Source organism: Desulfovulcanus ferrireducens (genome assembly GCF_018704065.1).
Taxonomy (GTDB): Bacteria; Desulfobacterota; Desulfovibrionia; order Desulfovibrionales; family Desulfonatronovibrionaceae; genus Desulfovulcanus; species Desulfovulcanus ferrireducens.
In genome coordinates this window covers 42,626-64,828 of record NZ_JAGUQP010000015.1, presented here as the reverse complement: position 1 = coordinate 64,828, position 22,203 = coordinate 42,626, and the positions used below count along the sequence as shown (strand labels likewise).

Annotated in this window: 24 protein-coding genes; 16 read left to right on the top strand and 8 right to left on the bottom strand. The window is 43.5% G+C overall.

The annotated features are described in order from the left end of the window. The first annotated feature begins 54 nt into the window (after nucleotides 1–54). Together hisC and cmk are read left to right on the top strand one after the other, a co-directional pair. A complete protein-coding gene (hisC, locus tag KFV02_RS06840) occupies nucleotides 55–1,161 on the top strand; it encodes a histidinol-phosphate transaminase (RefSeq protein WP_252380797.1) in 1,107 nt (368 codons plus the stop codon). Further along, nucleotides 1,148–1,822 carry a (d)CMP kinase gene (cmk, locus tag KFV02_RS06835; protein WP_252380796.1) on the top strand — a complete coding sequence of 225 codons (675 nt, stop codon included), beginning with the start codon at nucleotides 1,148–1,150 and terminating at the stop codon, nucleotides 1,820–1,822. The genes hisC and cmk overlap by 14 nt, the downstream gene beginning before the upstream one ends. Before the next feature lie 90 nt (nucleotides 1,823–1,912). On the opposite strand, the gene KFV02_RS06830 is transcribed toward cmk, so the two are convergent. The 3 genes from KFV02_RS06830 to KFV02_RS06820 form a co-directional block, all read right to left on the bottom strand. Continuing rightward, the gene (locus KFV02_RS06830; protein ID WP_252380795.1) at nucleotides 1,913–3,187 is read right to left on the bottom strand and encodes an HD-GYP domain-containing protein; all 1,275 of its coding nucleotides are present in this window, start codon (nucleotides 3,185–3,187) and stop codon (nucleotides 1,913–1,915) included. Between the two features lie 194 nt (nucleotides 3,188–3,381). Then, nucleotides 3,382–4,164 carry a nucleoside triphosphate pyrophosphohydrolase gene (mazG, locus tag KFV02_RS06825; RefSeq protein ID WP_252380794.1) on the bottom strand — a complete coding sequence of 261 codons (783 nt, stop codon included), beginning with the start codon at nucleotides 4,162–4,164 and terminating at the stop codon, nucleotides 3,382–3,384. Beyond that, on the bottom strand, nucleotides 4,151–4,723 hold the full coding sequence (locus KFV02_RS06820) for a CvpA family protein (protein ID WP_252380793.1): 573 nt from the start codon (nucleotides 4,721–4,723) through the stop codon (nucleotides 4,151–4,153). Before KFV02_RS06820 ends, mazG begins: the two co-directional genes overlap by 14 nt. Before the next feature lie 338 nt (nucleotides 4,724–5,061). Between KFV02_RS06820 and KFV02_RS06815 the strand changes: the two genes are divergently transcribed. The 13 genes from KFV02_RS06815 to fliQ all read left to right on the top strand — a co-directional run bounded on the left by KFV02_RS06815 (nucleotide 5,062) and on the right by fliQ (nucleotide 16,207). After that, nucleotides 5,062–5,421 carry a hypothetical protein gene (locus KFV02_RS06815; protein ID WP_252380792.1) on the top strand — a complete coding sequence of 120 codons (360 nt, stop codon included), beginning with the start codon at nucleotides 5,062–5,064 and terminating at the stop codon, nucleotides 5,419–5,421. 89 nt (nucleotides 5,422–5,510) lie between these two features. Continuing rightward, nucleotides 5,511–8,045 (top strand): TIGR03960 family B12-binding radical SAM protein, encoded by a 2,535-nt coding sequence (locus tag KFV02_RS06810; RefSeq protein WP_252380791.1) that lies wholly within the window; start codon nucleotides 5,511–5,513, stop codon nucleotides 8,043–8,045. A gap of 157 nt (nucleotides 8,046–8,202) precedes the next feature. Beyond that, a complete protein-coding gene (era, locus tag KFV02_RS06805; RefSeq protein ID WP_252380790.1) occupies nucleotides 8,203–9,120 on the top strand; it encodes a GTPase Era in 918 nt (305 codons plus the stop codon). A gap of 58 nt (nucleotides 9,121–9,178) precedes the next feature. Next, nucleotides 9,179–9,874, top strand: coding sequence for a YggS family pyridoxal phosphate-dependent enzyme (locus tag KFV02_RS06800; protein WP_252380789.1), 696 nt, complete (start codon nucleotides 9,179–9,181; stop codon nucleotides 9,872–9,874). Nucleotides 9,875–10,253: 379 nt separating this feature from the next. Further along, entirely contained in the window at nucleotides 10,254–11,015 is a 762-nt protein-coding gene (locus tag KFV02_RS06795) for a motility protein A (RefSeq protein WP_252380788.1), read from the top strand. Nucleotides 11,016–11,019: 4 nt separating this feature from the next. Next, entirely contained in the window at nucleotides 11,020–11,844 is an 825-nt protein-coding gene (locus KFV02_RS06790; RefSeq protein WP_252380787.1) for a flagellar motor protein MotB, read from the top strand. Between the two features lie 10 nt (nucleotides 11,845–11,854). After that, nucleotides 11,855–12,583, top strand: a complete 729-nt coding sequence (locus tag KFV02_RS06785; protein WP_252380786.1) for an OmpA/MotB family protein — start codon at nucleotides 11,855–11,857, stop codon at nucleotides 12,581–12,583. A gap of 87 nt (nucleotides 12,584–12,670) precedes the next feature. After that, nucleotides 12,671–13,198 (top strand): flagellar basal body-associated FliL family protein, encoded by a 528-nt coding sequence (locus KFV02_RS06780; RefSeq protein ID WP_252380785.1) that lies wholly within the window; start codon nucleotides 12,671–12,673, stop codon nucleotides 13,196–13,198. 9 nt (nucleotides 13,199–13,207) lie between these two features. After that, complete coding sequence (gene fliM, locus KFV02_RS06775) at nucleotides 13,208–14,185, top strand: flagellar motor switch protein FliM (RefSeq protein ID WP_252380784.1); 978 nt, start codon at nucleotides 13,208–13,210, stop codon at nucleotides 14,183–14,185. A 46-nt stretch (nucleotides 14,186–14,231) separates the two neighbouring features. Continuing rightward, complete coding sequence (gene fliN, locus KFV02_RS06770) at nucleotides 14,232–14,783, top strand: flagellar motor switch protein FliN (protein WP_252380783.1); 552 nt, start codon at nucleotides 14,232–14,234, stop codon at nucleotides 14,781–14,783. Then, nucleotides 14,776–15,135 (top strand): flagellar biosynthetic protein FliO, encoded by a 360-nt coding sequence (gene fliO / locus KFV02_RS06765; protein ID WP_252380782.1) that lies wholly within the window; start codon nucleotides 14,776–14,778, stop codon nucleotides 15,133–15,135. The genes fliN and fliO overlap by 8 nt, the downstream gene beginning before the upstream one ends. Next, the gene (fliP, locus tag KFV02_RS06760) at nucleotides 15,068–15,859 is read left to right on the top strand and encodes a flagellar type III secretion system pore protein FliP (RefSeq protein ID WP_252380781.1); all 792 of its coding nucleotides are present in this window, start codon (nucleotides 15,068–15,070) and stop codon (nucleotides 15,857–15,859) included. The genes fliO and fliP overlap by 68 nt, the downstream gene beginning before the upstream one ends. A 78-nt stretch (nucleotides 15,860–15,937) precedes the next feature. After that, nucleotides 15,938–16,207, top strand: a complete 270-nt coding sequence (gene fliQ, locus KFV02_RS06755) for a flagellar biosynthesis protein FliQ (protein ID WP_252380780.1) — start codon at nucleotides 15,938–15,940, stop codon at nucleotides 16,205–16,207. A gap of 5 nt (nucleotides 16,208–16,212) precedes the next feature. On the opposite strand, the gene rlmB is transcribed toward fliQ, so the two are convergent. After that, nucleotides 16,213–16,962: a 23S rRNA (guanosine(2251)-2'-O)-methyltransferase RlmB gene (gene rlmB, locus KFV02_RS06750; protein ID WP_252380779.1), complete on the bottom strand. Its 750-nt coding sequence runs from the start codon at nucleotides 16,960–16,962 to the stop codon at nucleotides 16,213–16,215. A 150-nt stretch (nucleotides 16,963–17,112) separates the two neighbouring features. Here rlmB and KFV02_RS06745 point away from each other — a divergent pair, with 150 nt between their 5' ends. Further along, nucleotides 17,113–18,777, top strand: a complete 1,665-nt coding sequence (locus KFV02_RS06745; protein ID WP_252380778.1) for a LysM peptidoglycan-binding domain-containing protein — start codon at nucleotides 17,113–17,115, stop codon at nucleotides 18,775–18,777. Here the strand turns inward: KFV02_RS06745 and aroE are convergent. The 4 genes from aroE to KFV02_RS06725 form a co-directional block, all read right to left on the bottom strand. Continuing rightward, nucleotides 18,758–19,570 (bottom strand): shikimate dehydrogenase, encoded by an 813-nt coding sequence (gene aroE, locus KFV02_RS06740; RefSeq protein ID WP_252380777.1) that lies wholly within the window; start codon nucleotides 19,568–19,570, stop codon nucleotides 18,758–18,760. The genes KFV02_RS06745 and aroE overlap by 20 nt on opposite strands. 91 nt (nucleotides 19,571–19,661) lie before the next feature. Continuing rightward, on the bottom strand, nucleotides 19,662–20,225 hold the full coding sequence (locus tag KFV02_RS06735; RefSeq protein WP_252380776.1) for a 2-oxoacid:ferredoxin oxidoreductase subunit gamma family protein: 564 nt from the start codon (nucleotides 20,223–20,225) through the stop codon (nucleotides 19,662–19,664). After that, on the bottom strand, nucleotides 20,222–20,977 hold the full coding sequence (locus KFV02_RS06730) for a thiamine pyrophosphate-dependent enzyme (RefSeq protein WP_252380775.1): 756 nt from the start codon (nucleotides 20,975–20,977) through the stop codon (nucleotides 20,222–20,224). Before KFV02_RS06730 ends, KFV02_RS06735 begins: the two co-directional genes overlap by 4 nt. 95 nt (nucleotides 20,978–21,072) lie before the next feature. Further along, entirely contained in the window at nucleotides 21,073–22,140 is a 1,068-nt protein-coding gene (locus KFV02_RS06725; RefSeq protein ID WP_252380774.1) for a 3-methyl-2-oxobutanoate dehydrogenase subunit VorB, read from the bottom strand. Between the last annotated feature and the right edge of the window lie 63 nt (nucleotides 22,141–22,203).

Below are 22,203 nucleotides of genomic sequence, written 5' to 3'. Positions count from 1 at the left end.
GTTAGCAAGCCCCCTTTGTTAGGGGGCTTGTTTGGTTATATGAAGAGGTAAAAAATGGATAGAGATCTGATCCGCAAAGAGGTTTTAGGTTTTAAGGCCTATAGTCCAGGCTTAAATATTGAGGAAATCAAAAGAAAATACGGACTAACCAGGGTCATAAAGATGGCCAGTAATGAGAATCCTCTGGGTACTTCGCCGGTAGTGAAGGAGGTCATTGCCCTGAATGCTGCATTGGCCTTTCGTTACCCAAGGGCAGGAACTCCGGACCTATGCGCTGCAATCGGGGAATATTTAAACGTCCCTGCAAAAAATATTGTTTGTGGCAATGGTTCGGATGAAATTATTGACCTTATCATTCGTCTTGTGGCCAAACCTGGCGAGGACAATATAGTCGCCTTTAAGCCATGTTTCAGTATCTATAAGTTGCAATCTCAGTTTGCCGGGGTGGAGTTTCGTCAGGTACCCCTAAGCAAAGATTTTCATTTTCCTTGGGACGACCTTTTTCAAGCCGTTGATGAGAAAACAAAAGTTGTTTTTATTACCAATCCGGATAATCCTTCTGGATTTTGTGCTAAAAAGGAAGAATTGGAAGCAGTTTTGTCCAGGCTGCCTCAAAGTGTGCTGGTAGTTATTGATGAGGCCTATATAGATTTTGCCCTGCCTCAAGCTGAGTATTCTTTGCTTTCTGACTGGCAGAATTATCCCAACCTGGTGATTTTACGCACCTTTTCCAAGATGTTTGGTTTGGCAGGTTTAAGGCTTGGTTTTGCTGTGCTGCCAGATATTTATGCTGATTATTTGCAGCGAGTGAAGTTGCCTTTTAGTGTCAATATCCTGGCAGAAAAGGCAGGCATTGCCGCTTTAAATGACAAGTTTTTTTATGATCAGACCTTAGAAACCGTTCGCGCTGGCCGTGAATTTTTAAGCATGGAGCTTGAGAGGCTCGGGTGCAAGACTTTTCCTTCTCAAGCCAATTTCTTGATGTTTTTACCGCCGGTGGATGCTTCCGAAGTCTTTGAGGGCTTACTTAAGAAAGGTATCATCATCAGACCTCTCAAAAGTTATGGCCTGGAAGAATATTTGCGAGTAAGTATTGGCACGAAAGAAGAAAATAAATTGTTTATCAAAGAACTAGAAGAGGTCCTTAATGGATCAAAATAAGCTTATCATCACCATTGATGGTCCGGCAGGCGTGGGTAAAACAACTATGGCCAGGAAATTGGCCAAGCATTTAAGTGTTGCTTATTTGGATACCGGGGCCATGTTTCGGGGGGTGGCCTGGAAACTGGGACAGGATGCCTGGTTAAAAGATGAGCAAAGCCTGGCAGATGAGCTGAAAAAGATGAGTTTTACCTTGCGCGGCCAAGGTGAGAGAAGCGAGATGTGTTTGAATTCAGTGCCCTTGGGCCCGGAAATTCGTACTGAGACTATTGGGTTATGGGCTTCAAACATAGCTAAACTGAAAGTAGTCCGAGATTTTTTAAAAAAGGCCCAGCAGGAAATAGGGCAACAAACTTCGTTGGTTGCTGAAGGGCGGGATATGGGCACGGTAGTTTTCCCTCATGCCCGGTACAAGTTTTTTTTGGATGCAAGTCCTGAGGTCAGAGCAAAGAGGCGTTATTTACAACTTAAAGACATGGGGCAAGAAGCAGATATTGAGGCTATATTAAAGCAGATAAAACGAAGAGATGACCAGGACAGAAACAGGGCCATCGCCCCTCTTCGTCCGGCAGACGATGCCATAGTCATTGATACCAGCGAACTCAGCTTGGAAGATGTTTTGGCGTGTTTACTTCAACATCTGAAACCAGCAATCGTTTAGTAAAAGCTTAAAAAAGTTAACAGGTGGTGCTGGCTCGGCAGAATTTTGGCCGAGACAAACCGCTCTTTTAATTCTCCGTGATTACTGAGGTTAAACCAAGGCTTTCGAAGTTGCAGAAAATCTTTGATATTCTTCTATTGCCTTTATTTGAGCAGTTTTACGCAAATCATTAACCTCATCGCAATGGGCTTTCAACAGCGAGACGATATAGGGGTCCAGAATCGAGCTGTTCGCCATCTGGTCAAGGATTTGCAAAGCTCTGTCTATACTCATTCCTTTCCTATAGGGCCGATCCTCTGTAATGGCAGTAAATACATCCGCAACCGCCATAATCCTGGCACCTAACGACAAATCTTCCCCTTTGTGATGAAAAGGGTAGCCTTTACCGTCTAGACGTTCGTGGTGAAAGGAAGCCCAACTATTGATAATTTCGAGTTCGGTTATTGGCTCGAGACACCGGTAAGTGTAGAAGGTATGGCTACGAATTATAGCAAACTCTTCTTTTGTTAATTTTCCAGGCTTTTCCAATATTTCTGGAGGTACAGCCAGTTTTCCTAAGTCATGCAGATAGCCAGCCACCCGCATCATTAGGCATTCACGCTTAGAGAATCCTGCGAGTCTGGCCAATGCTTCTGCACTGGCTGCCACTCCGCTGGAGTGAGTAGCTGTGAATCGACTTCTAAAATCGATAATCCTAGAAAACAGCTTGCTTAAGCCCAGGAGCAACTCTGGTCCCAGGCTAACCGGGTCCGTTTTTACCTGGCGACGTAAAGTCGTACTTATAGAAGATGACGTGATATCCAGCCAGAAATACTCTTTGGCACTCAAGCTTTCAAAAGCATCTACAGTGTCCGGAGCAAACAGTTTCCCGGAGTGTTTTTTGATTAGCTTAGTAATCCGCTCAACTTGTCCGAGGATTTCTTGTTCTTTGTTTACAGTCACGGCAACCCGATCGGCCAGGTGGATAATATGGCTGCCTATAGGCACCTCTATTCCGTTAAACTCAGCACCTCCGCCATAATTCCAAGGAACATGATGGAATCGTACGAGGTTGGCTGTTTGGGAAAGGGGTGTAAACTTTTTGAGAAGCAGATAACCTAGCTCAGCGTGTTGGTGAGGATTTTCAAACTCAAAGTGCAGGGCGTCCATTTTGTCTTTCATCGAGATAGCGCCGCTATCATGTAATGCTCCCGCCAACATCAGATTCCTCTGTTCTTCAGGGGGCAGGTTCATTTCTGTAGCTATATTAACAGCGATATAAGCTACCTGCATATGGTGATTGACCACAGCTGGACTAACCAAATCCATTGCTTTTGATAGGCTTATAATCAAATCGAATAGATCAATCTGGGGTTCTTTTATCATCTTACTATAGTCGTATCCGCTTAGATTGATAACGATAATATCGTTATATTGTCATTCCTATTTTCCGGATAGAGCAAACAGTCTTTTGATATGAATACCAAATTAACATTCAAGGTCAAAAAGATTATAATAAATTATTAGGTTGTAGAACTAGGGATATATTTGTTTTCTACTTGGGCATTTCAGAAATAAGGTTAACCACATATTTTCTTCACTTCTTCCCATAGTCTATCCATTTCCTCTATTGAGGCTTGTGAAAGGTCTATGCCTTTTTGGGTCGCCAATTCTTCCATGGCCTGAAACCTGTGCAGGAATTTGTTGTTCGCCTTGTCCAGAGCACTATTGGGTTTTATGCTGTTTCTGCGGGCATATTCAGTAAGGCTAAACAGATAATCCCCAAACTCTTCTTCCATCTTGTCTTGGTCTTTTGATGCCTTGGCTTTGAGCCATTCCTGCCATTCTTCAAGCAATTTATGTTCCTGGTCAACGTCTTTGGGCCAGGTAAAGCCAATGCGCGCGGCCTTGGAATTAATTCGATATGCACGAAGCAGAGGAGGAAGGGTAGGAGGAATAGAGGCAAAAACAGATTCTTGTTTGTCTTTTTGTTCTTTTTCTTCTTTTTTAATCTTTTCCCAGGTCACTAAGAGCTCTTCTATATCCTCAATTTTTTTGTCTCCAAAGACATGAGGGTGCCGCTTGATCATTTTAGCTGCATTAAGTTTAAAGGTTTGTTCCAGAGAAAACTTGTCTTGATACAAACGGGCAATAAAAAAGAGCAGAAAGAAAACATCGCCTAGTTCCTCCTGGATTTCATCCAGGTCCTTATTGCGAATGGCCGTAACCAGTTCAAAGGTCTCCTCAATAAGATAGTCACAAAGACTATCCGGTGTTTGTTTTTTGTCCCAGGGGCAGCCGTTTGGCCCCAAGAGAGTGTCAATAACTTCAAGAATTTCTTGTAATGCTTTACCTTGACTCACTGAACCTTTCCTTTTCTTTTTTTAATTTTTCAATCCAATCTTCTTTCCAAAAAAATTGTATAGAGCTATCCTGGTCATTGAATTTTTCTTTGAGTTCCTGGGGTAGAAAGTTTCCCAATATCTTGGTCACATTATGGACATAAGGGGCTAGTTTTGACTCGTGAATAAATTGGGTATTGGTTGGCAAAAACGAAGTCAAAACTAAAAGAGTTATACTGCAAATCAGGCTGGCTTTAATCAACCCCAGGCCCCCTCCTCCTATCCGGTCCAGCCAGCCGAGCATGGCACATCTGAGAAGGCTTTTTAAGCCTATGGACAGGATAACGACCAGAGCCATGACCCCCAAAAATATACCCAGGTAGCTTGCAATTTGAGCCCAGCTTTTATCAGGAATAATTTTGGTCACATAGGGAAGAATCTGGCTGTAGTATTTATTGGCCAGAAAAAATCCTAGTAAAAGGCCAACTACGGAAGAAATTTCCTGAACAAGTCCGCGAAATATTCCTCTCAGCAAAAAGAAAGCCAGGACAATTATAAAAAAGATGTCCAAAGAGTTCATTTTTATCTCTCCCTGTTGAAAAAAGCCCGTTTGAGGCGCATACGATACAACAAGGATTCTTGGGTTGCGCTTTAGAATGATTTAAAAATGACCGCCACTCGGGAGCCCGCCTTTGGTGGACGGAGAGAAGGATCTTAAAAGAGCATGAGGCAGATTTAAGTATATTATGATCGCCGCTTTTACAGGTAGCCCTGTTTCAAAGTAGTCAGTGCATCCGTTTACAAAAAATGGCGGGTTAGTTACTTATGGATTTGCTCAAGGCTTCCTTGACAGTATAGAATTCAGAAATTAAGTTCAACTGTTTAAAGGAACAAATTTTAGTACCAAGGAGAAGAGTAATGGCCTATGATATTCGATTGGTGAAGTTGATTAATGGTGATATGGTCTTGGGAAAATGGGACGCCCAAGAGGAAAAGATCAAAGATCCGGCGTTGTTGCAGATGTTGCCTACCCAGCAAGGCGGAGTACAGATGCTCCTTTTGCCTTTTGGTTATCCCTTTGATACGGAAATTACCGGAGAAATTGATGGCGCGCATATTCTGTATGAGTATAAAACTGTGCCGGAAGACCTTAAAACTAAATATCTGGAAGCATCAAGTAATTTAACTATCTCTACGCCTTCTGATTTGAAAAATTTGGGGAATTTGACTGGACCCGGAGGGAAGGTTACGGACCTTGGCTCTTTGTTTAAGAAATAGTTTTAATGTGTATATTTTGCGATAATTTATAAAAAAGTTTTAAAGGGCAGACCAAAAGTCTGCCCTTTAATTTTGTAGAGAGTTCATCCATGAAAGAATTGCTTCCCTTTTTTATCCGTCCGAGTCACTATTTAGGTAATGAAATTAACAGTGTGCACAAGGATAAACGTGATGTCCAGGTGCATATGGCCTTGGCCTTTCCTGACTTATATGAAGTAGGCATGGCCTATATGGGGCAGAGGATTTTGTACGAAGTGGTCAATGCTCGACCAGAGTTTTGGGCGGAAAGGGTCTTTGCCCCATCAAGGGAAGTAGCAGAGGTTTTACAATCCAGGAACGTTCCCTTGTCTACTTTGGAATCAGACACCCCTCTAAAGGAACTGGATTGCCTGTCCTTTAGCCTTACCCATGAACTGGCATACACCAATGTGCTTTATATGCTTGATCTAGCAGGGATACCCTTTCGGGCCAGTGAGCGAGGCCAGAATTTTCCTCTGGTGATTGCTGGCGGCGGAGGGACTTTTAATGCGGAACCCATGGCTCCCTTCCTGGACCTTATTGTCGTTGGGGATGGAGAGGAGATTCTGGTCCAGATTTTGGAGGTAATAAAAGAGGGAAAAGCGGCCGGATTATCCAAGGGCGAGATTTTGTACCAGTTAAGAACTTATCCAGGAGTGTACATCCCGGCATACTTTGATACTTCAGCAGAAAGCCCTCATATTTTGGTCCCTGTTTATTCGGATTATACACGGGTTGAAAAATGTATCGTCTCAGATTTAAATAAGGTCATCTTTCCAACGAAGCAGATAATACCTTATGGAAAGGTGGTGCATGATCGCTTTGCAGTGGAAATAGCCAGAGGGTGTACCAGGGGGTGCAGATTTTGCCAGGCGGGTGTGGTTTATCGGCCAGTAAGAGAAAGAGGTGTGGAAAATATTGCCCGGCTTATTGATGAGGGGTTGGACCAGACTGGTTTTGAGGATCTTTCTTTCTTGTCTTTGAGCACAGGAGACTTTTCCGCCTTAGAACATCTTTTTGTAAAGACCTATGCAAGGTGTGCTCAGGAACAGGTAGCCATATCCCTGCCCTCTTTAAGGGTCGGGTCTGTCAGTGAAAATATGATGCAACTTATGGCCAGGATCAGGAGAACAGGAGCTACCCTCGCCCCGGAAGCCGGTACACAGCGTCTGAGGGACGTCATTAATAAGGGGATCACGGAAGCAGAGCTTTTGGACCATTGTCGGAAATTGTTTGATTTGGGCTGGAGTTCAATCAAACTCTATTTCATGATTGGTCTCCCCACAGAGACAGAAGAGGATCTGGAAGGAATACTGGATTTATGCCTGAAAGTTTTGGGCACTGCGAAAACAAAAAAGAGAATTCAGGTTACGGCTTCTATATCTCCCTTCGTGCCCAAACCACATACTCCCTTTCAATGGGAGGAACAGATTGGGCTTGAGGAGATCCACAAGCGTATTAAATTTTTGCAGAAAATTTTCAGGTTGTTTAATAAACTCAACTTGAAATGGCATAAACCCGAAATGAGCGTTTTGGAGGGAGTGTTTTCTCGAGGCGGACGGGAACTGGCTGACTCCCTGGAAGAGGCTTATAGGCGCGGCGCAATTTTTACCAGTTGGGCTGACCATGTAAATTATCCTCTCTGGCAGAAAATTTTTCAAGAGAAGGGAATAGATATCCATAAGTATCTTGGCCCGAGAGAATATGACCAGCCCCTGCCCTGGGACCATATTTTAAGTGGGGTGGATAAGAGGTTTTTACTCAAGGAACTAAATAGGGCCAAGCAGGGGAAAATTACCAAGGACTGCCGTTACCATCCATGCCGGTGTTGTGGTGTGTGCAATTTTGATGCGCACAAAAGCAGCTTGAGCGTGCAGGCTGCAAAAAAAGAAATTAAGCCTATTTTGAATTTGTGCAAGCCGGATCAGGACCAGAAAAGGGATTTTAGTCCGGGCGATAAAGAAGACTTGGGGTTGAAGAAAGCCCATATAAGACTTTGGTATGAGAAGTTGGGACTAAGTGTATACTTGAGTCAACTGGAAGTACAAAAAGTCCTGGAGCGGGCTATGCGCCGGGCAAAATGGCCACTTAGCTTTTCTTCAGGATTTCACCCTTTACCGTTGCTTTCTTTTGGCAGGGCTTTGCCCGTTGGTATTGGCAGCAAAGCCGAATGGGTCAATGTTTATCTGCGCCAGCTAATAGACAAGGATAGATTGCTTCAAAGTTTGAATGCTGAGTTGCCTGAAGGAATGAAGGCGCTTTACATCGAGGACTTGTCTTTGGCTAAAAAACAGGCTCAAGCCTTGTGGGAAGATTTCGAGATTACTTTCTTGGGGCCTGCAGATTGGATAAAGAGCTTACAAGAGAAATGGAATGAGTTTGTAAGCTCAAAAGAATTTATTCGGGAGAAAAAGGGAAAAAAGAAGAGCAAAAAGATTGATCTTCGAGCTTTGGTGGAGTCAGGTAGCTTTGAGCAGGATGTGCTTAAAGTGAGGTTTTCATGGCAGGAAATATACTTGAACCCTTTGTTTATTGTAGACTGCATTTTTCCGGAACTTGAACCGAACCAATTTCAAATGGTCAAGACAAGGCAATTATTTAGTTAACTCGACTTTCGGGTTTCTTTACGGGTTCGTTTTCTTCAATCTTAACAAAGAGTTGGAGCAGCTACAACTTTAAATAATTCCAAATCCAACACTGCCTGCAAAAACAGCGTAAGCGCTAGTACTTGCAGGCGCAACAGCATAAGTCGTGGTGAAAAAAATGACAGAGATAACATCCGATTTTCGTTCTGGCATCGTTGCTTTGATTGGACCGCCAAATGCTGGCAAGTCAACACTGTTAAATCAGATTATTGGCGAGAAAGTCGCTATTGTCAGTCCAAAACCGCAGACCACCAGAAACCAGATAACCGGAATATTGACACGGGAAGATGTGCAGATAGTTTTTCTGGACACACCCGGAATACATCAGCGCAAAGGCAAGTTGAACTCGTTTTTGCTAAAATCAGCCTGGGATGGCCTGGCTTCTGCTGACGTGATTGTGTTTTTGCTAGATGGCCATCTTTATTTGCAAAAACCACAACTTATGGAGCGCGAACTTGTACCTCTGGCGGAGAGGTTAAAAAAAGTCAGGAATCCCTTGTTTATAGCGGTAAATAAAGTTGACCGGGTAAAAGATAAAAAGCTTCTTTTGCCTTTATCCGCACGTTTAAATGAACTTATGCCAGATGTTGAAATTTTCTTTATTTCTGCTCGGAATGGAGATGGGGTTCAGGAACTGCTTGCCAAGATTATTCCTGTTTTGCCTTATGGACCGCCCCTTTATCCAGAGGACCAGATATCGACACTTCCTTTAAGGTTTATGGCTGCGGAGATAATCAGAGAAAAATTATTCTTGTCTTTGCATAAAGAGTTACCTTACAATTTAGCTGTACAGGTAGAGCATTGGGAGGAAACAGAAACTTTGGTCAAAATCATGGCTACTATCTATGTTTCCCGTTCTTCACACAAACCCATAGTCATTGGCCATAGGGGGCAATTATTGAAAAAAGTAGGGCAGGAGGCCCGGGTGGAAATTGAAGAAATAGTCGGTAAAAAAGTTTACTTAGAATTGTGGGTGAAGATTAAACCTAAGTGGACCGAGAATACATCTTTTTTGTTTTCATTGGGACTGGGGTAAGCCCAAGAAGTTTATCCAAACCATAACACACAACATTTAAAACAAAATCTATAATGCAATGAACTCTACAAACACGGAATTGATTAGCAGATGGAAGAAGGTTGTCCAGGAAGTTAGTGAGGCGTGTGTAAAAAGTGGCCGCAGGCCAGAAGAAGTGACATTGATCGCGGTTTCTAAGAAACACACTGCGCAAGCTATATCTACTTTGGCGAGGGAGGGACAGGTAGATTTCGGGGAAAATTATGTCCAGGAGGCCCTGGCCAAAATAGAGGAGTTAAGTCCTTTACAATTAAGGTGGCATTTTATTGGTCGTTTACAGACTAACAAGGTTAAGTATGTTTTGGGCAAATTCGTACTCATTCATACTTTGGATTCGGAAAAGTTGGCGCAAGTGTTGCATAGAAAAGCTGAGTCCCTCGGTGTAATGCAGCCGGTTCTTATTCAAGTAAATATTGGTCAGGAAGCGCAAAAATCCGGTGTTAGTGAAGACAATCTTTTTCCTTTAGTGGAACGGGTGTTGGCTTTAGATAACCTTAAACTACAGGGGTTAATGGCTTTACCTCCTTTTTTTGAACAAGCAGAGAGGGTCAGACCTTATTTTGTGCGTTTAAGGAAATTGAAAGAAGAAGTGGAACGAAGATTTGAGCTTAGACTCCCACATTTATCTATGGGTATGACTAATGATTTTGTTCAGGCTATAGCGGAAGGAGCAACCCTTGTCAGAATAGGTACCAGAATTTTTGGGCCGCGCTAGGCGGACTGATTTTTAAGATGCGCCTGCAAAAAGTCCCTTTTTGCAGGCAATGTTGAATTTTGAATGATAAATGTTGAATTATTTGAATAGGTTACAAGACAAAGATGTTTGTCAGAACTGTAAAATTTTAATTATTGCAGTTGCATCTTTTAATGAAAAAACGGAAAAAATTAAAAGCATAGAATCATAGTAGAACGGTCGCGAACTGACGTAGCTTCGCTTCGGTTTAAATGGTGTATTGTACCTCGTGTTCTGAATACATACTGTAATACAGATTTTGGCGGACGAGAGGCAGGAAATAAATTTATTCTTTGCAGGTTCATTTTACACTCGGTACTTACAGGCATAGAACTCAATAAACTCGAAGAAAGGGTAGACTATGGATCTGGCCACCATAATTGGTATTGTTCTTTCTTTTGGCTTAGTTGTTGCTGCTATTGTGGTCGGGGGCAGCCCCATGATTTTTGTCAACGTGCCTTCTATGCTTATAGTTGTTGGCGGAACCATCGGGGCGACATTGGTCAATTATCCTTTGGGTCATGTTCTAGGGGTTGTTGGGGTAATAAAAAACACTTTTTTTAATAAACTGGATAGCCCAACCAAGGTTATTGAACAATTTATTGACTATGCCAATAAGGCCCGGCGGGAAGGCATTTTGTCTTTGGAACCGCTTATAAAAGATATTAAAGATGGATATTTACGTAAAGGCCTGCAGTTGACGGTTGATGGTTTAGAGCCGCAGACCATTCAAGAAATAATGGAGACAGAGATTTCTTATCTGGAGGAGAGACACGAGACAGGTGCAGAGATTTTGGCCATTATGGGAGGATTTGCCCCGGCCATGGGAATGATTGGAACGGTTATCGGGTTGGTTCAGATGCTTCAGACCATGAATGATCCCAGTACAATTGGGCCTTCTATGGCTGTAGCCCTTATTACCACATTTTACGGAGCTATTTTGTCCAACCTGGTATTTAACCCAATGGCTGGTAAGCTTAAAACCAGAAGTAAAGAGGAGGTGTTGATCAAAGAGATGATGTTAGAGGGTATCCTGTCTATTTCAAAAGGGGAAAATCCCAGGATTGTTGAAGAAAAGTTAAATAGTTATCTGCCTCCCAAGTTGCGCAAGAGTTCTGAATAAGTTTATGGCAAAAAAAAAAGAAAAACAAAAAGATGGCGAAGGTATGCCTGCCTGGTTGGTCACCTTCTCTGATATGATGACTTTGCTTTTGACTTTTTTTGTTTTGCTTTTGAGCATGGCCTCACTTACTGATGAACGGAAAAAAAAAGTAGCCTTGGGCTCACTGGTCGGTTCTTTTGGGTTGGGAAAGAGAGCTTTGGATGTACTGGGCACAAAGCAAGGTCCTAAAATGGTTGAGCCAGGCGCGATGGAGGATTATGACGACCTGGAGGCGCTAAAGCCTTTACTCTGGGATGACAAAAACGAGGATTTAAACTTTATAGCCAACAGGTTTATTCAGGTTTTGACTATTAATACAGATATGCTCTTTGAGCCTGGGCAGGTTCAATTAACAGCCCAGGGAAAAAGGCTTTTAGACAAGATGATACCTGTGCTCAAAAAAATACAATATCCACTTCTTTTGACAGGACATACTTCTACTTTAAGAGATGAAATCGGTCCGGACTATTTGAAGGTAATGAAAACGGGGGAGATTGATCCTTCCTGGAAGTTATCATTACTAAGAGTTTTAAATGTATACCGTTATTTTTTGAGTCAGGGGATTGAACCGGAAAAGGTGCGTGTTGAGGCTTTTGGCAAATATCGACCACGCTACAGTAATCAAAGGGCATCAGGTCGAAAAAAGAATCGACGAGTGGAAATTGTTTTGGACAAGCGTAATCAGTCTTGGGCACATACTGCTTTAAGTAAAGTTAAGGTGCGCCAAAAAATTGATCGAAACAGGTATATATATAAGGATTTTATTTTTGAATTAAACTCCACAAGATGAGAATTAAACCGTGGCTAGAAAGAAGAAAAAGGGGGGAGGCGGCGCAGCCAGTGATGGTTGGCTGGTGACATTTTCAGATTTGGTCACTCTTTTGTTGACCTTTTTTGTTCTCCTTTTGAGCATGTCTAGTCTTGATAAAAGTGTGGTCCAGGAAGTTGTTTCTATTTTTACAGAAAGAACAGCTTTTTTGTCTGAAAAATCAGCGGGTAAGGTTGCCCATCGCTTTAAAGTCTTGCAGAAGTTGGTGGCAAAGAAATGGGAAATTTTGGAAAATGAGCAAAGAATCAAGGACTTGCTTTTCCCTGATGAGGTTTTGCCCAAAGAGATTTCGAGGAGTACTCTGGAGAAAAATTTGCGTCTATTAGTCAGGCCAGAAGGAGTGGCTCTTGTCCTGACTGATAAGTTGTTGTTCCCATTAGGAGGGACTAAATTGACTCCTGCTGCCAGGAAAATATTGAAGGAAGTTGCCACATTGGTTTCCATCTGGCCAGCTCCTGTCAATATTGCTGGCTACACAGATAATATCCCGGCCAGAATTAGAGATAATTATGATATTTCCGGGGAAAGGGCTTTGGCTGTGTTAACTTTTTTTTTAAAACAAGGTCTTGAAAGTTCAAGGCTCTCCATTTCTGCCTATGGTCCGAATTTCCCTGTGGCTGATAACAATACAGAGTTGGGTCGGGCGCAAAATAGAAGAGTGGAGATTTTATTTAAAACATATAATTATAGCTATTTGTAAAGTTTAGAGTGTCGACTTGAACTCGATTGATTTGCGCTATACGGAGAAAAATCAGTATCCAACATAAATTTTTCAAAGGGAGCAAACATGGCCAAGAAAAAAAAGGACCAGGAGCAAACAGAGGAAAAGAAAAAGGGTGGCATTTTAAAGTGGATAATTTTACTGGTACTTTTGATAATCCTAGGAGTGGGTGGATTCTTTGGCTATAAGTACTTTTTTGCCGGCCCTAAAGACAAGGTTGAGGCAGAAGGCGGAGCCCAACCCCAGGGCGAACAGCAGGCCCAACAAGAGAAACAGCCCGCAGAGCAGGGGCCGACAGAAATGTATTCTTTGCCCCCCTTTGTGGTTAACCTGGCCGATCCTTTAGGGCGTAGATATTTGAAGCTTTCTCTGGATGTGGAACTGATAGATAAAAAAACAGTCGAGGTCTTGGAAAAAAAGTTGCCCAAAGTAAAAGATACCATTTTGCTTTTACTGTCCAGTAAGAGTTTTGCAGATATTGATTCTATGGAAGAGAAGATTCAGCTCAAAAATGAGATTGTGGAGCGGTTAAATCAAATTTTGGGCAAGGCTAAGGTAGTAAGAGTATATTTTACTGAATTTGTTGTACAATAAGGATTAGAGATGAACAAAATTTTAAATCAGGACGAAGTTGATGCGTTACTTCGGGGTCTAACCGGAGGTGAAATAGAGGCAGAAACTGATATCCCTGAAGATGACTCCGGGATAGTTCCTTTTGATCTTTCCAATCAGGATCGGATCATTCGGGGACGGATGCCTGTTTTAGAGATTATCAATGATCGTTTTGCCCGCCTTGCCAGCAATGCCATGGCCAATGCTATGCGCAAAAGGGTAGATGTCAATCCCGTGTCCATTGACATGAGCAAGTTCGGTGATTTTATGCGCTCTTTACCTGTGCCCACCAGTATAAATATCTTTAAAATGGACCCATTGCGAGGAAATGCTTTGATGGTTGTGGATACCAGGCTGGTGTTTGCCTTGGTGGAAAATTTTTTTGGGGGGTCAGGTTCCGTGCCCAAAGTGGAGGGGCGTGATTTTACGCCCATTGAACAGACAATTATTACCCGAGTTGTGAAAATATTACTATCCAATTTAGAAAGTGCTTGGAATCCAGTGCACGAAGTAAAAATAGAACTGGTTCGTTCGGAAATTAACCCTCAATTTGCGGCCATTGTTCCGCCCAGTGACGTGGTTGTTGTTGTATCTTTTGAGGTGGAGTTAGAGAATGCCATTGGTTCTTTAGTGATCAGTCTGCCTTATGCTACTATTGAGCCTATACGCTCTAAGCTTTATGCTGCCTTTCAATCAGAGCGTCTTGAGGTGGACCATGCGTGGATATCAAGATTTAAAGAGCGTCTTATGGAGGTGCCGGTGAAGGTGGAGGTTATTTTAGGGCAGACTCAGATTACCGGTCGGCAGCTTTTGAACCTGGATGTGGGGGATATTCTCCTTTTAGACACAGATGAGGATGATTTGTTAAGGGCTGAAGTGGAGGGCGTTACGAAATTTTACGGACTACCAGGTTTTGTAAAAGGCAATAAGGCCTTTCAAGTAATAAAAGAAGAAGAAACTCATTTTTAATTTGGGTAAAGTATAATTAAACATTATATTTTTAAAAGGTGAAAAAATGGCAGACGAAGAAAAAAAAGAAATGACCGATCAGGAGAAACTAGCTGAAGAGTGGGCTGCTGCTTTGGGTGAAGAAAACATTGATCTTGCTGGTGAAGACCAGGAAGCAGGGGAAGAAACAAGTTCTTCTGAGCAAGAGGATTTGGCAGAAGAGTGGGCCAAGGCCTTGGCTTCCGAAGAAGAGGAAAAGATTAAAGATGAAGAAAAGCGTAAATCTCTGGCTGCTCAGTCAAAAGAGGCCCAGTTCAAAGATTTGACAGCTGAAGCCAGAGCCAAAAAAGAGAGACCAAAAAGGGATTTGGAATTTATTCTGGACATTCCTTTGACAGTAACGGCACAACTTGGCAGTACGCAGCTTTTAATAAACGAACTACTGCAACTAGGTCAGGGTTCAGTCATAGAATTGAATAAATTGGCCGGAGAACCTTTGGAAGTTTTGGTTAATGGGAAATTGGTAGCCAGAGGTGAAGCAGTGGTCATTAATGAAAAATTTGGCGTTAGGCTTACAGATATTATAAGCCCTATCGAGAGGATCAAGCAACTTGGCTAACGCAACCAATATTGCTGCACCCAATCTGGATGTGGGGCTGGCCGGTATTAAGATGGCCGCGGCCCTGTTTATAATTCTAGCCCTTATTTTCATTGGTTTTTATCTATTGCGCCGTTTTGGGTCCAAGGCAGGTCTGCCTTTTGGCAGAGGGAAACTAAATATGGTGGCCAGCCTGGGGCTAGGCCCGAAGAAGAACGTGGTTGTGGTCCGCTTTTTGAATAAATATCTTGTACTTGGGGTTACTGAAACCCAAATCAACAAGTTAATGGAGATGGATGCGGACCATGAAACCGAACAGGACTTTTCCAGTATTTTGGCCCAGGAAAAGAATTCTCATTCTCGTAAACCTTAGCCTGCTTGTTTTCCTACCTTCCCTGGTTTTTGGGGTTGATGAGCCCGTTTTACCTTCCATTTCTCTCCAGCTAGCTGCAGGCCAGACAGAGCCGGAAAAGGTCTCTGTGCTTTTAGAGATCCTTTTTTTACTCACTGTTCTTTCGGTGGCTCCGGCCATTGTGCTCACTATAACTTCCTTTACGAGAATTATTATTGTTTTTTCTTTTTTGCGTCATGCCATGGGAACGCAGCAGATGCCTCCCAACCAGGTTTTGGCGGGTTTGGCCATTTTTATGACGGTGGCAATCATGGCTCCCGTTGGCAAACAAATCAATGATCAAGCTCTACAGCCTTATCTTAATGAAGAAATCGGTTATAAAGAGGCTCTGAAATTAGCTGAACAGCCAGTGCGACAATTTTTATTCAAACATACTCGGGAAAAGGATCTTTCAATCTTTTTTTCCATTACGAAAATGGAGCGGCCCAAGAGCAAGGAAGATGTGCCGACCATGATTCTGGTGCCTGCCTATATGATCAGTGAACTGAAAACCGGCTTTCAGATAGGCTTTTTAATTTACATTCCTTTTTTGATTCTGGACATGGTCGTGGCCAGCATCCTTTTGTCTATGGGTATGATGATGCTCCCACCAATAATGATCTCGATGCCGTTTAAGATTTTACTTTTTGTTATGGTAGATGGCTGGAATTTACTTGTTGGTTCTTTGGTAAATAGTTTTGCTTAATAGGTCATTTTTTTCATTATAGTTACAAGGCCCAAGATGACTTCTTTAGTGGCTAAAGTTTAGTAGGGGGGGAGATTAATGACTCCAGAATTTGTGGTTGGTTTTGCCAGGGAGGCCATTGAATTGACTTTGATGATATCCTTGCCCATGCTGGGTGTTGGGCTGGTAGTTGGGGTGCTGGTCAGCATTATTCAGGCTGCAACCCAGCTTCAGGAGATGACACTGACTCTGGTCCCCAAGATTATTTCCATCTTTATCGTCCTCTTAATTGCATTTCCATGGATCATGGACAAGATGATCACCTATACTCGGGAACTCTTGCTTAATTTACCCAATTATATTCGCTGAGCTATTCAGTCACTTTTCCTTTCCTTTTTACCCAGAAATTGGCCGAGCATGATCGCACCGGCCTGTGCTACGTTCAATGAATCAAATCCTCCGGGCATAGGGATATAAAGGCTGTGGTGACAGCGTTTGAGCACATTGGGTCTTATCCCCTTCTCTTCATTTCCCAGTACTAGAATTGCTGGAAATTTGATCCTGAAATCAAAAATATTTTCTGCTTCTAAATCATATCTGGCTGCATAGATCCAGAAACCACTATCCCTAGCTTCATCCAGAGCCCGGGCAAGGTTGGTTACACGGGAAATATTTATTTGCTGGATGGCCCCGGCAGAGGCTTTGTATGCACCTGCGCCTAAATAAGCACTACGGTCTTTAGGCACGATAAAGCCGCCTGTACCCAGGGCAAGCGCGGTCCTGGCCAGAGTACCAACGTTGCCGGGGTCTTGAATTTGATCTAAGGCTAACAGAACGGGAAGATAAGCTTTTTGGGCCTTTGCCAGAATTTCGCCCAGGGGGATAGTTTTTTGGGCGCTAGTACGGGCTATCACACCTTGATGGTTGCCGCTATAAATGCGGTCAAGGTCAGCTCTGTTTAGAAATTTATAACGGATACGGTTATGTCTGCACTGGTTGACTATTTTGGCCAATGCTCCACCCTTATGGTGTTGGAAGTATACAAGGTCAATTTTTTCCGGTTCGTTTTGGATAAGTTCTATTACCGGTTTGCGCCCGGGGATGTAATTAATCATTTTACTCATAAATTCAGGTTAAAATTGAATTGATTTAATCTGGCTTGATATCCGAAAGTATGATTTTACCCTGATAACAGGCAGATTTGTTATTGCCAAGTAGATAAGTTTCAGGTAGCTCCGAAGTTTAACTAATCTGCATCAATGAGGAGAGACTCTATGCGCTTTTGGGCATTGTTAATAACCATTTTTTTATTCGCCTGTGCACCACTTAAGACGACTACTCAAAGGGAGCAGGTTGTGGAACAACCTGTAGCAATGACCAATGATGTTAAAGAGGAATCATCAACCCTGGAAAGCCCATCCAATGAGGAGCCTCTTGTTACAAGTGAAGATTTTAGTAGCGATGTTTTGGAGGAGAAAGATTTAGAACCGGAAATTGAGCAGGAGCTTGCTCCGGAAATTGAGCAAGAACTTGTTCAAGAGCAGGTCCAGCTTACTCCTGAAGAGGAAAAGGTCCTACAGACAAAAACAGCCATACAATTTGATCTCGATGTATATGAAACCAAGGAGATGCAGCTCTATTTTAAACTCTATACCCACAAGTACCGCAAGACCTTTGCTAGATGGCTGAAAAGGGCGCAGGACTTTTTACCTTTTATTAAAGAAGTCTTCACAGCTCAGGGATTACCCCAGGATTTGATTTTTCTGCCCTTTGCGGAAAGTGGGTTCAACCCTTGGGCCTATTCCAGGGCTGGAGCTGCAGGTATGTGGCAGTTTATGCCATCAACAGGACGAAAGTATGGTCTAAAGGTGGATTGGTGGATAGATGAGCGCCGGGATCCATATTTATCTACCTATGCAGCAGCCAGTTATTTAAAGAAATTATATAATGATTTTGGAGATTGGTACCTGGCCCTGGCTGCGTACAATGCGGGGGAAGGGAGAATTTCCTGGGCCCTTAGGCGTAGCGGTTGCGATAATTTTTTTGATTTGGCCAAAAAGCGACGCTACTTAAGGAAAGAAACCAAGTATTATGTCCCCAAATTTCTAGCCATTTTAAAAATTGTACAGAACCTGGAAGAACTAGGCTTTGAACCCATTGATTGGGATAGGGATACGCAGGTTGAGAAGTTAAAGATAAAAGGCGGAACAGACCTTTTGGCTTTGGCTGGTGCCGCTGGTGTAAAGTGGAAGGAATTCAGGAAATTGAATCCGGCCTTTCGTCGTCAAGTCAGCCCGCCGGACAAGGATTGTTTTGTTTATATCCCCAAGGAAAAGTTACAGTTGGCCAAGGCCTATCTGGATAATCCTCGGTCCAGGCCTTATGCCGGCTACAAGAGATACAAGATTCGTCGGGGAGATTCATGGTGGCGCATTTCCAGGCGATTTGGTGTACCTATTGCCGTGTTGAAAAAGGTGAATAATAGAAGAAGTAATCTGCTAAGGCCCGGCTCATGGATTATGGTCCCGGCTAAAGGGTCGGATATTGCTATTTATAATGCTGACAGGATCAGGGCGTTGGCAAAGAAGCGGGCCAATTATATAGTACAAAAGGGCGATACCCTGTGGGATATCTCCAGGCATTTTGGTATTAGTCTGAAAACTCTTATCAGGGCCAATGGAATTACCTCTGCCAAATCTCTCAGGCCTGGCCAGAAACTATATATACCTGATGTAAGTTATAAACAAACTCAGTTGGCTCGGCGCCAGGCAGAGAGTGTTCATGCCCGGTTGGTCGAATATCGTGTGCGCAAAGGCGATACCCTGTGGGATATCGCCAGAAAGTTTGCTGTGAGAACTTCTGACCTTGTAGAATGGAATGGTTTGTCTAAAAGAGGGATTATTCGTCCCGGGGACAAGCTTAAGATCTATGTTCCATAAGCTGCCTTAAGAAATTCATAGCTTCAGATGGGCAAAACTCTTGCTCTGTCCATATGCGAAATTGTTCCAGGGCCTGGTAGACAAACATGGACAGGCCAGAAATTGTCTTGCAACCTTCTTTTTGGGCATCAATAAGAAGCCTGGTTTGCAAAGGGTTATAAATCAGGTCGTAGACAATTTTGAACCGGCTTAAGTTCTTGTCCCAGGGCGAATGATTTTCCCATTTTCCGTGCATACCTAAAGGGGTGGTGTTGACCAGAAGGTCTGCCTCTACCTCATATCTCTCTTCCCAGGCAATTGTTTTCAGGTCAAATTCACGTGCAAGGGTTCTTGCCTTTTCTTCCGTCCTGTTTGTCAGGTAAATTGTAGAAACAGACAAGTCTTTGAGCCCTACGATTACAGCTCTACTTGCCCCGCCGCTACCCAGGATAAGGGCGGAGTTTATTTTTTCTTGTGAGAGGGTTAAAGGGGTTGTGAAACCTATAATGTCGGTATTATCCCCGACAAGTTTTTCATCCTCCCAATACAATGTATTAACCGCCCCAATTTTTAACGCCCGTGGAGTCAAGATATCCAGATAGGGCAGGATGGTTTGTTTGTGTGGGATGGTTACACTGACCCCGGCAATGGGCAGAGTGCGCACGGCAACCATGAATTCCGGTAATTTTTCCGTCGGTATGGACCAACGGAAATAGGTTTTAGGCAGCCCTTTTTGCTTAAATGCCCAGTTGTGTAGTGGAGGGCTTAAGGAGTGGCTAATGGGGTAGCCAAGAACTCCATATGCTTGATACATGTTGATACCTTGCTCGTTGTTTATAGCTCATGGTGAAAACTGAAGTCAATTAGCATCTACCAACAATTATTGTTGATTACGAGCTACGAGCTCAGCTTAGTGGTCCGTTTTTTTGAACATAGTCTGCCCCGGCCCGCAACGCTTCCTCATTTTTGGGGATCAGATGCTGGTAATGGCTGGAGATTACACTTTTGAGGCTTTCCTGTACCTGGGTTAAGGGAATAATGCCAGTCACCTGGACATAAGCCCCTAAAGCAACCATGTTGGCCATACGGGAGTTACCAATACCATCAGCGATTTCATTGGCAGGCACAGGGTAGGCTGTTATCCTTTGTTTGTCTGCCAGGTTTTGATCCACTAGAGAAGAGTTGATAATCACTATTCCTTTATCTTGAACCCGCGGCTGGAATTTATCCAGAGAGGGTCTGTTCATGGCAATAAGGCTTATGGGGTTGTGAATTATGGGTGAGCCGATTTCCTCATCAGAAATGACAACAGTACAATTAGCTGTTCCGCCACGCATTTCCGGCCCATAGACCGGGATATAGGTTACGTTGAGGCCTTGCTCCATGGCTGCATAGGCTAATAAATTGCCAATGAGCATCACCCCTTGACCACCAAAACCAGCTATGATCACATCTTTATAGATACTCATTTTGCCTCCGAAACTCTATCTTTAAATTCTCCCAGGGGAAAGTAAGGGATCATTTCCTTTTCTATCCGTTCATTAGCTTGAATTGGGGACATCTTCCAGTTAGTCGGACAGGCTGCCAGAATTTCCACAAACCCAAAACCAACACCTTGGATCTGGGCAGTAAAGGCCTTTTTTAAGGCCTTTTTGGCCTTGGTTAAGTTTTTGATATTGTTTACAGCCACCCGGGCAGAGTAGGCAGTTCCGCCCAGTCCTGCTATAATTTCGGCCATTTTGATTGGCATGCCTTCCTTTTCAGCACTCCGGCCCTTGGGGCAGGTGGTGGTTTTCTGGCCTACCATGGTGGTTGGGGCCATCTGACCTCCAGTCATGCCGTAGACTGTATTGTTCACAAATACCACAGAGACTCGCTCTCCCCTGTTGGCACAATGCATGATTTCTGCCAGGCCAATAGAGGCCAGATCTCCATCTCCCTGATAGGTAAAGACGAATTTGTCCGGTCTGGCCCTTTTTACCCCGGTAGCTACGGCTGGGGCCCGGCCATGTGGAGCTTCCACTGTGTCCACCAGAATATAATTGTAAATAAATACAGAGCAGCCAATAGAGCCGATACATATGGTATCTTGGACAAGATTCATTTCTTCCAGACATTGAGCCACCAGTTTGTGTGCTGTGCCATGGTGACACCCGGGGCAATAGTGGGTAGGACGGTCAGCCAATACTGTTGGACGAGGATTGATAAGTTTTTCTTCCATTATTATTTCTCCGTGCAATGTCCACTCTCGTTTTTGGTTAAATGTTTATTGGTTTGCCATTTAATCATTCAGCCATTTAACCAAGTTCTAACTTGCTAACTTTCATTCTTCAGGGCCTGTAAAATGGGTTGTTCGAAATCATTTGGCGTGGGCAGGTTGCCTGGCAGATGACCATAAAAATCTGACTTGGCAAGACCGCAGATGCTTAAGCGCACATCCTCCACCATTTGGCCCAAATTGTGTTCAATTGTCAAAAATCTTTTTCCTTCTCTGGCCAGTTCCTGCAAAGGTTTTTTGGGAAAAGGGAACAATGTGATGGGCCGGATTAGACCAATCTTATGCCCTTCTTTCCTTAACTTGCGAATAGTGGACTTGGCTATGCGGCCAATAGACCCGTAGGCAACCACAATTAAGTCAGCATCTTCCGCCATAAACTCTTCCCAGGCACACTCCTTTTCCATGCGGGCATATTTTTCTTTTAGGTTTAGATTATGCCCGGCCAGAGCTCCGTCCTCAAGATATAATGACTTTAATATACGCTGCTTTCTACCCCTGGCTCCCTCCAAACGCCACTCTTGCCCTTCCCCGGGATCAACAGGACTTGGTTTCCAAGGCGTGATTGGCTCTTTCATTTGACCTAGAATGGCATCTCCTAAAATCATGACCGGATTGCGATAGGCAAAGGCCAGGTCAAAGGCTTTGATAGTCAGGTCATAAGCTTCCTGCACAGTGCCTGGAGCAAGGACTAAAAGTCTGTAATCACCATGTCCCCCTCCTTTTGTAGCCTGGAAATAATCTCCCTGTGAGGGTCCAATATCGCCAAGACCAGGTCCGCCTCTGTTCATATTGACAATGACTGCCGGTAGCTCACTGCCTGCCATGTAAGAAATGGCTTCCTGTTTCAATGAAATGCCTGGGCTGGATGAAGAGGTCATGGCCCGCACACCGCAGGCAGCAGCACCAAGAAGCATGTTGGCCGCTGCTATTTCGCTTTCGGCCTGGACAAATTCTCCTCCAGCCTCTGGCAAAGCTCTGGACATAAACTCAGGAATGTCGTTTTGAGGTGTAATGGGGTAGCCAAAGTAGCATCTACATTCAGCAGCCAGAGCTCCATGGCATATGGCTTCGTTCCCCTTGATAAAAATCTTTTTTTCCTTTTCCATATCAAGCGGCTCCTTGTGTTTTAAAGGAAGGAAGTTGAGAAGTTAAGAAGATACGAGGGTCCG

Bases quoted from the DNA above. Each gene is read 5' to 3' on its own strand.
- aroE (WP_252380777.1), bottom strand. From the start codon at position 19,570: ATGTATCAAGCATATGGAGTTCTTGGCTACCCCATTAGCCACTCCTTA.
- KFV02_RS06790 (WP_252380787.1), top strand. From the start codon at position 11,020: ATGGCAAAAAAAAAAGAAAAACAAAAAGATGGCGAAGGTATGCCTGCC.
- KFV02_RS06780 (WP_252380785.1), top strand. From the start codon at position 12,671: ATGGCCAAGAAAAAAAAGGACCAGGAGCAAACAGAGGAAAAGAAAAAG.
- KFV02_RS06820 (WP_252380793.1), bottom strand. From the start codon at position 4,723: ATGAACTCTTTGGACATCTTTTTTATAATTGTCCTGGCTTTCTTTTTG.
- KFV02_RS06815 (WP_252380792.1), top strand. From the start codon at position 5,062: ATGGCCTATGATATTCGATTGGTGAAGTTGATTAATGGTGATATGGTC.
- KFV02_RS06830 (WP_252380795.1), bottom strand. From the start codon at position 3,187: ATGATAAAAGAACCCCAGATTGATCTATTCGATTTGATTATAAGCCTA.
- cmk (WP_252380796.1), top strand. From the start codon at position 1,148: ATGGATCAAAATAAGCTTATCATCACCATTGATGGTCCGGCAGGCGTG.
- fliQ (WP_252380780.1), top strand. From the start codon at position 15,938: ATGACTCCAGAATTTGTGGTTGGTTTTGCCAGGGAGGCCATTGAATTG.
- KFV02_RS06725 (WP_252380774.1), bottom strand. From the start codon at position 22,140: ATGGAAAAGGAAAAAAAGATTTTTATCAAGGGGAACGAAGCCATATGC.
- fliM (WP_252380784.1), top strand. From the start codon at position 13,208: ATGAACAAAATTTTAAATCAGGACGAAGTTGATGCGTTACTTCGGGGT.
- fliN (WP_252380783.1), top strand. From the start codon at position 14,232: ATGGCAGACGAAGAAAAAAAAGAAATGACCGATCAGGAGAAACTAGCT.
- KFV02_RS06795 (WP_252380788.1), top strand. From the start codon at position 10,254: ATGGATCTGGCCACCATAATTGGTATTGTTCTTTCTTTTGGCTTAGTT.
- era (WP_252380790.1), top strand. From the start codon at position 8,203: ATGACAGAGATAACATCCGATTTTCGTTCTGGCATCGTTGCTTTGATT.
- fliP (WP_252380781.1), top strand. From the start codon at position 15,068: ATGAAACCGAACAGGACTTTTCCAGTATTTTGGCCCAGGAAAAGAATT.
- rlmB (WP_252380779.1), bottom strand. From the start codon at position 16,962: ATGAGTAAAATGATTAATTACATCCCCGGGCGCAAACCGGTAATAGAA.
- KFV02_RS06730 (WP_252380775.1), bottom strand. From the start codon at position 20,977: ATGGAAGAAAAACTTATCAATCCTCGTCCAACAGTATTGGCTGACCGT.
- KFV02_RS06800 (WP_252380789.1), top strand. From the start codon at position 9,179: ATGAACTCTACAAACACGGAATTGATTAGCAGATGGAAGAAGGTTGTC.
- hisC (WP_252380797.1), top strand. From the start codon at position 55: ATGGATAGAGATCTGATCCGCAAAGAGGTTTTAGGTTTTAAGGCCTAT.
- KFV02_RS06735 (WP_252380776.1), bottom strand. From the start codon at position 20,225: ATGAGTATCTATAAAGATGTGATCATAGCTGGTTTTGGTGGTCAAGGG.
- KFV02_RS06810 (WP_252380791.1), top strand. From the start codon at position 5,511: ATGAAAGAATTGCTTCCCTTTTTTATCCGTCCGAGTCACTATTTAGGT.
- KFV02_RS06745 (WP_252380778.1), top strand. From the start codon at position 17,113: ATGCGCTTTTGGGCATTGTTAATAACCATTTTTTTATTCGCCTGTGCA.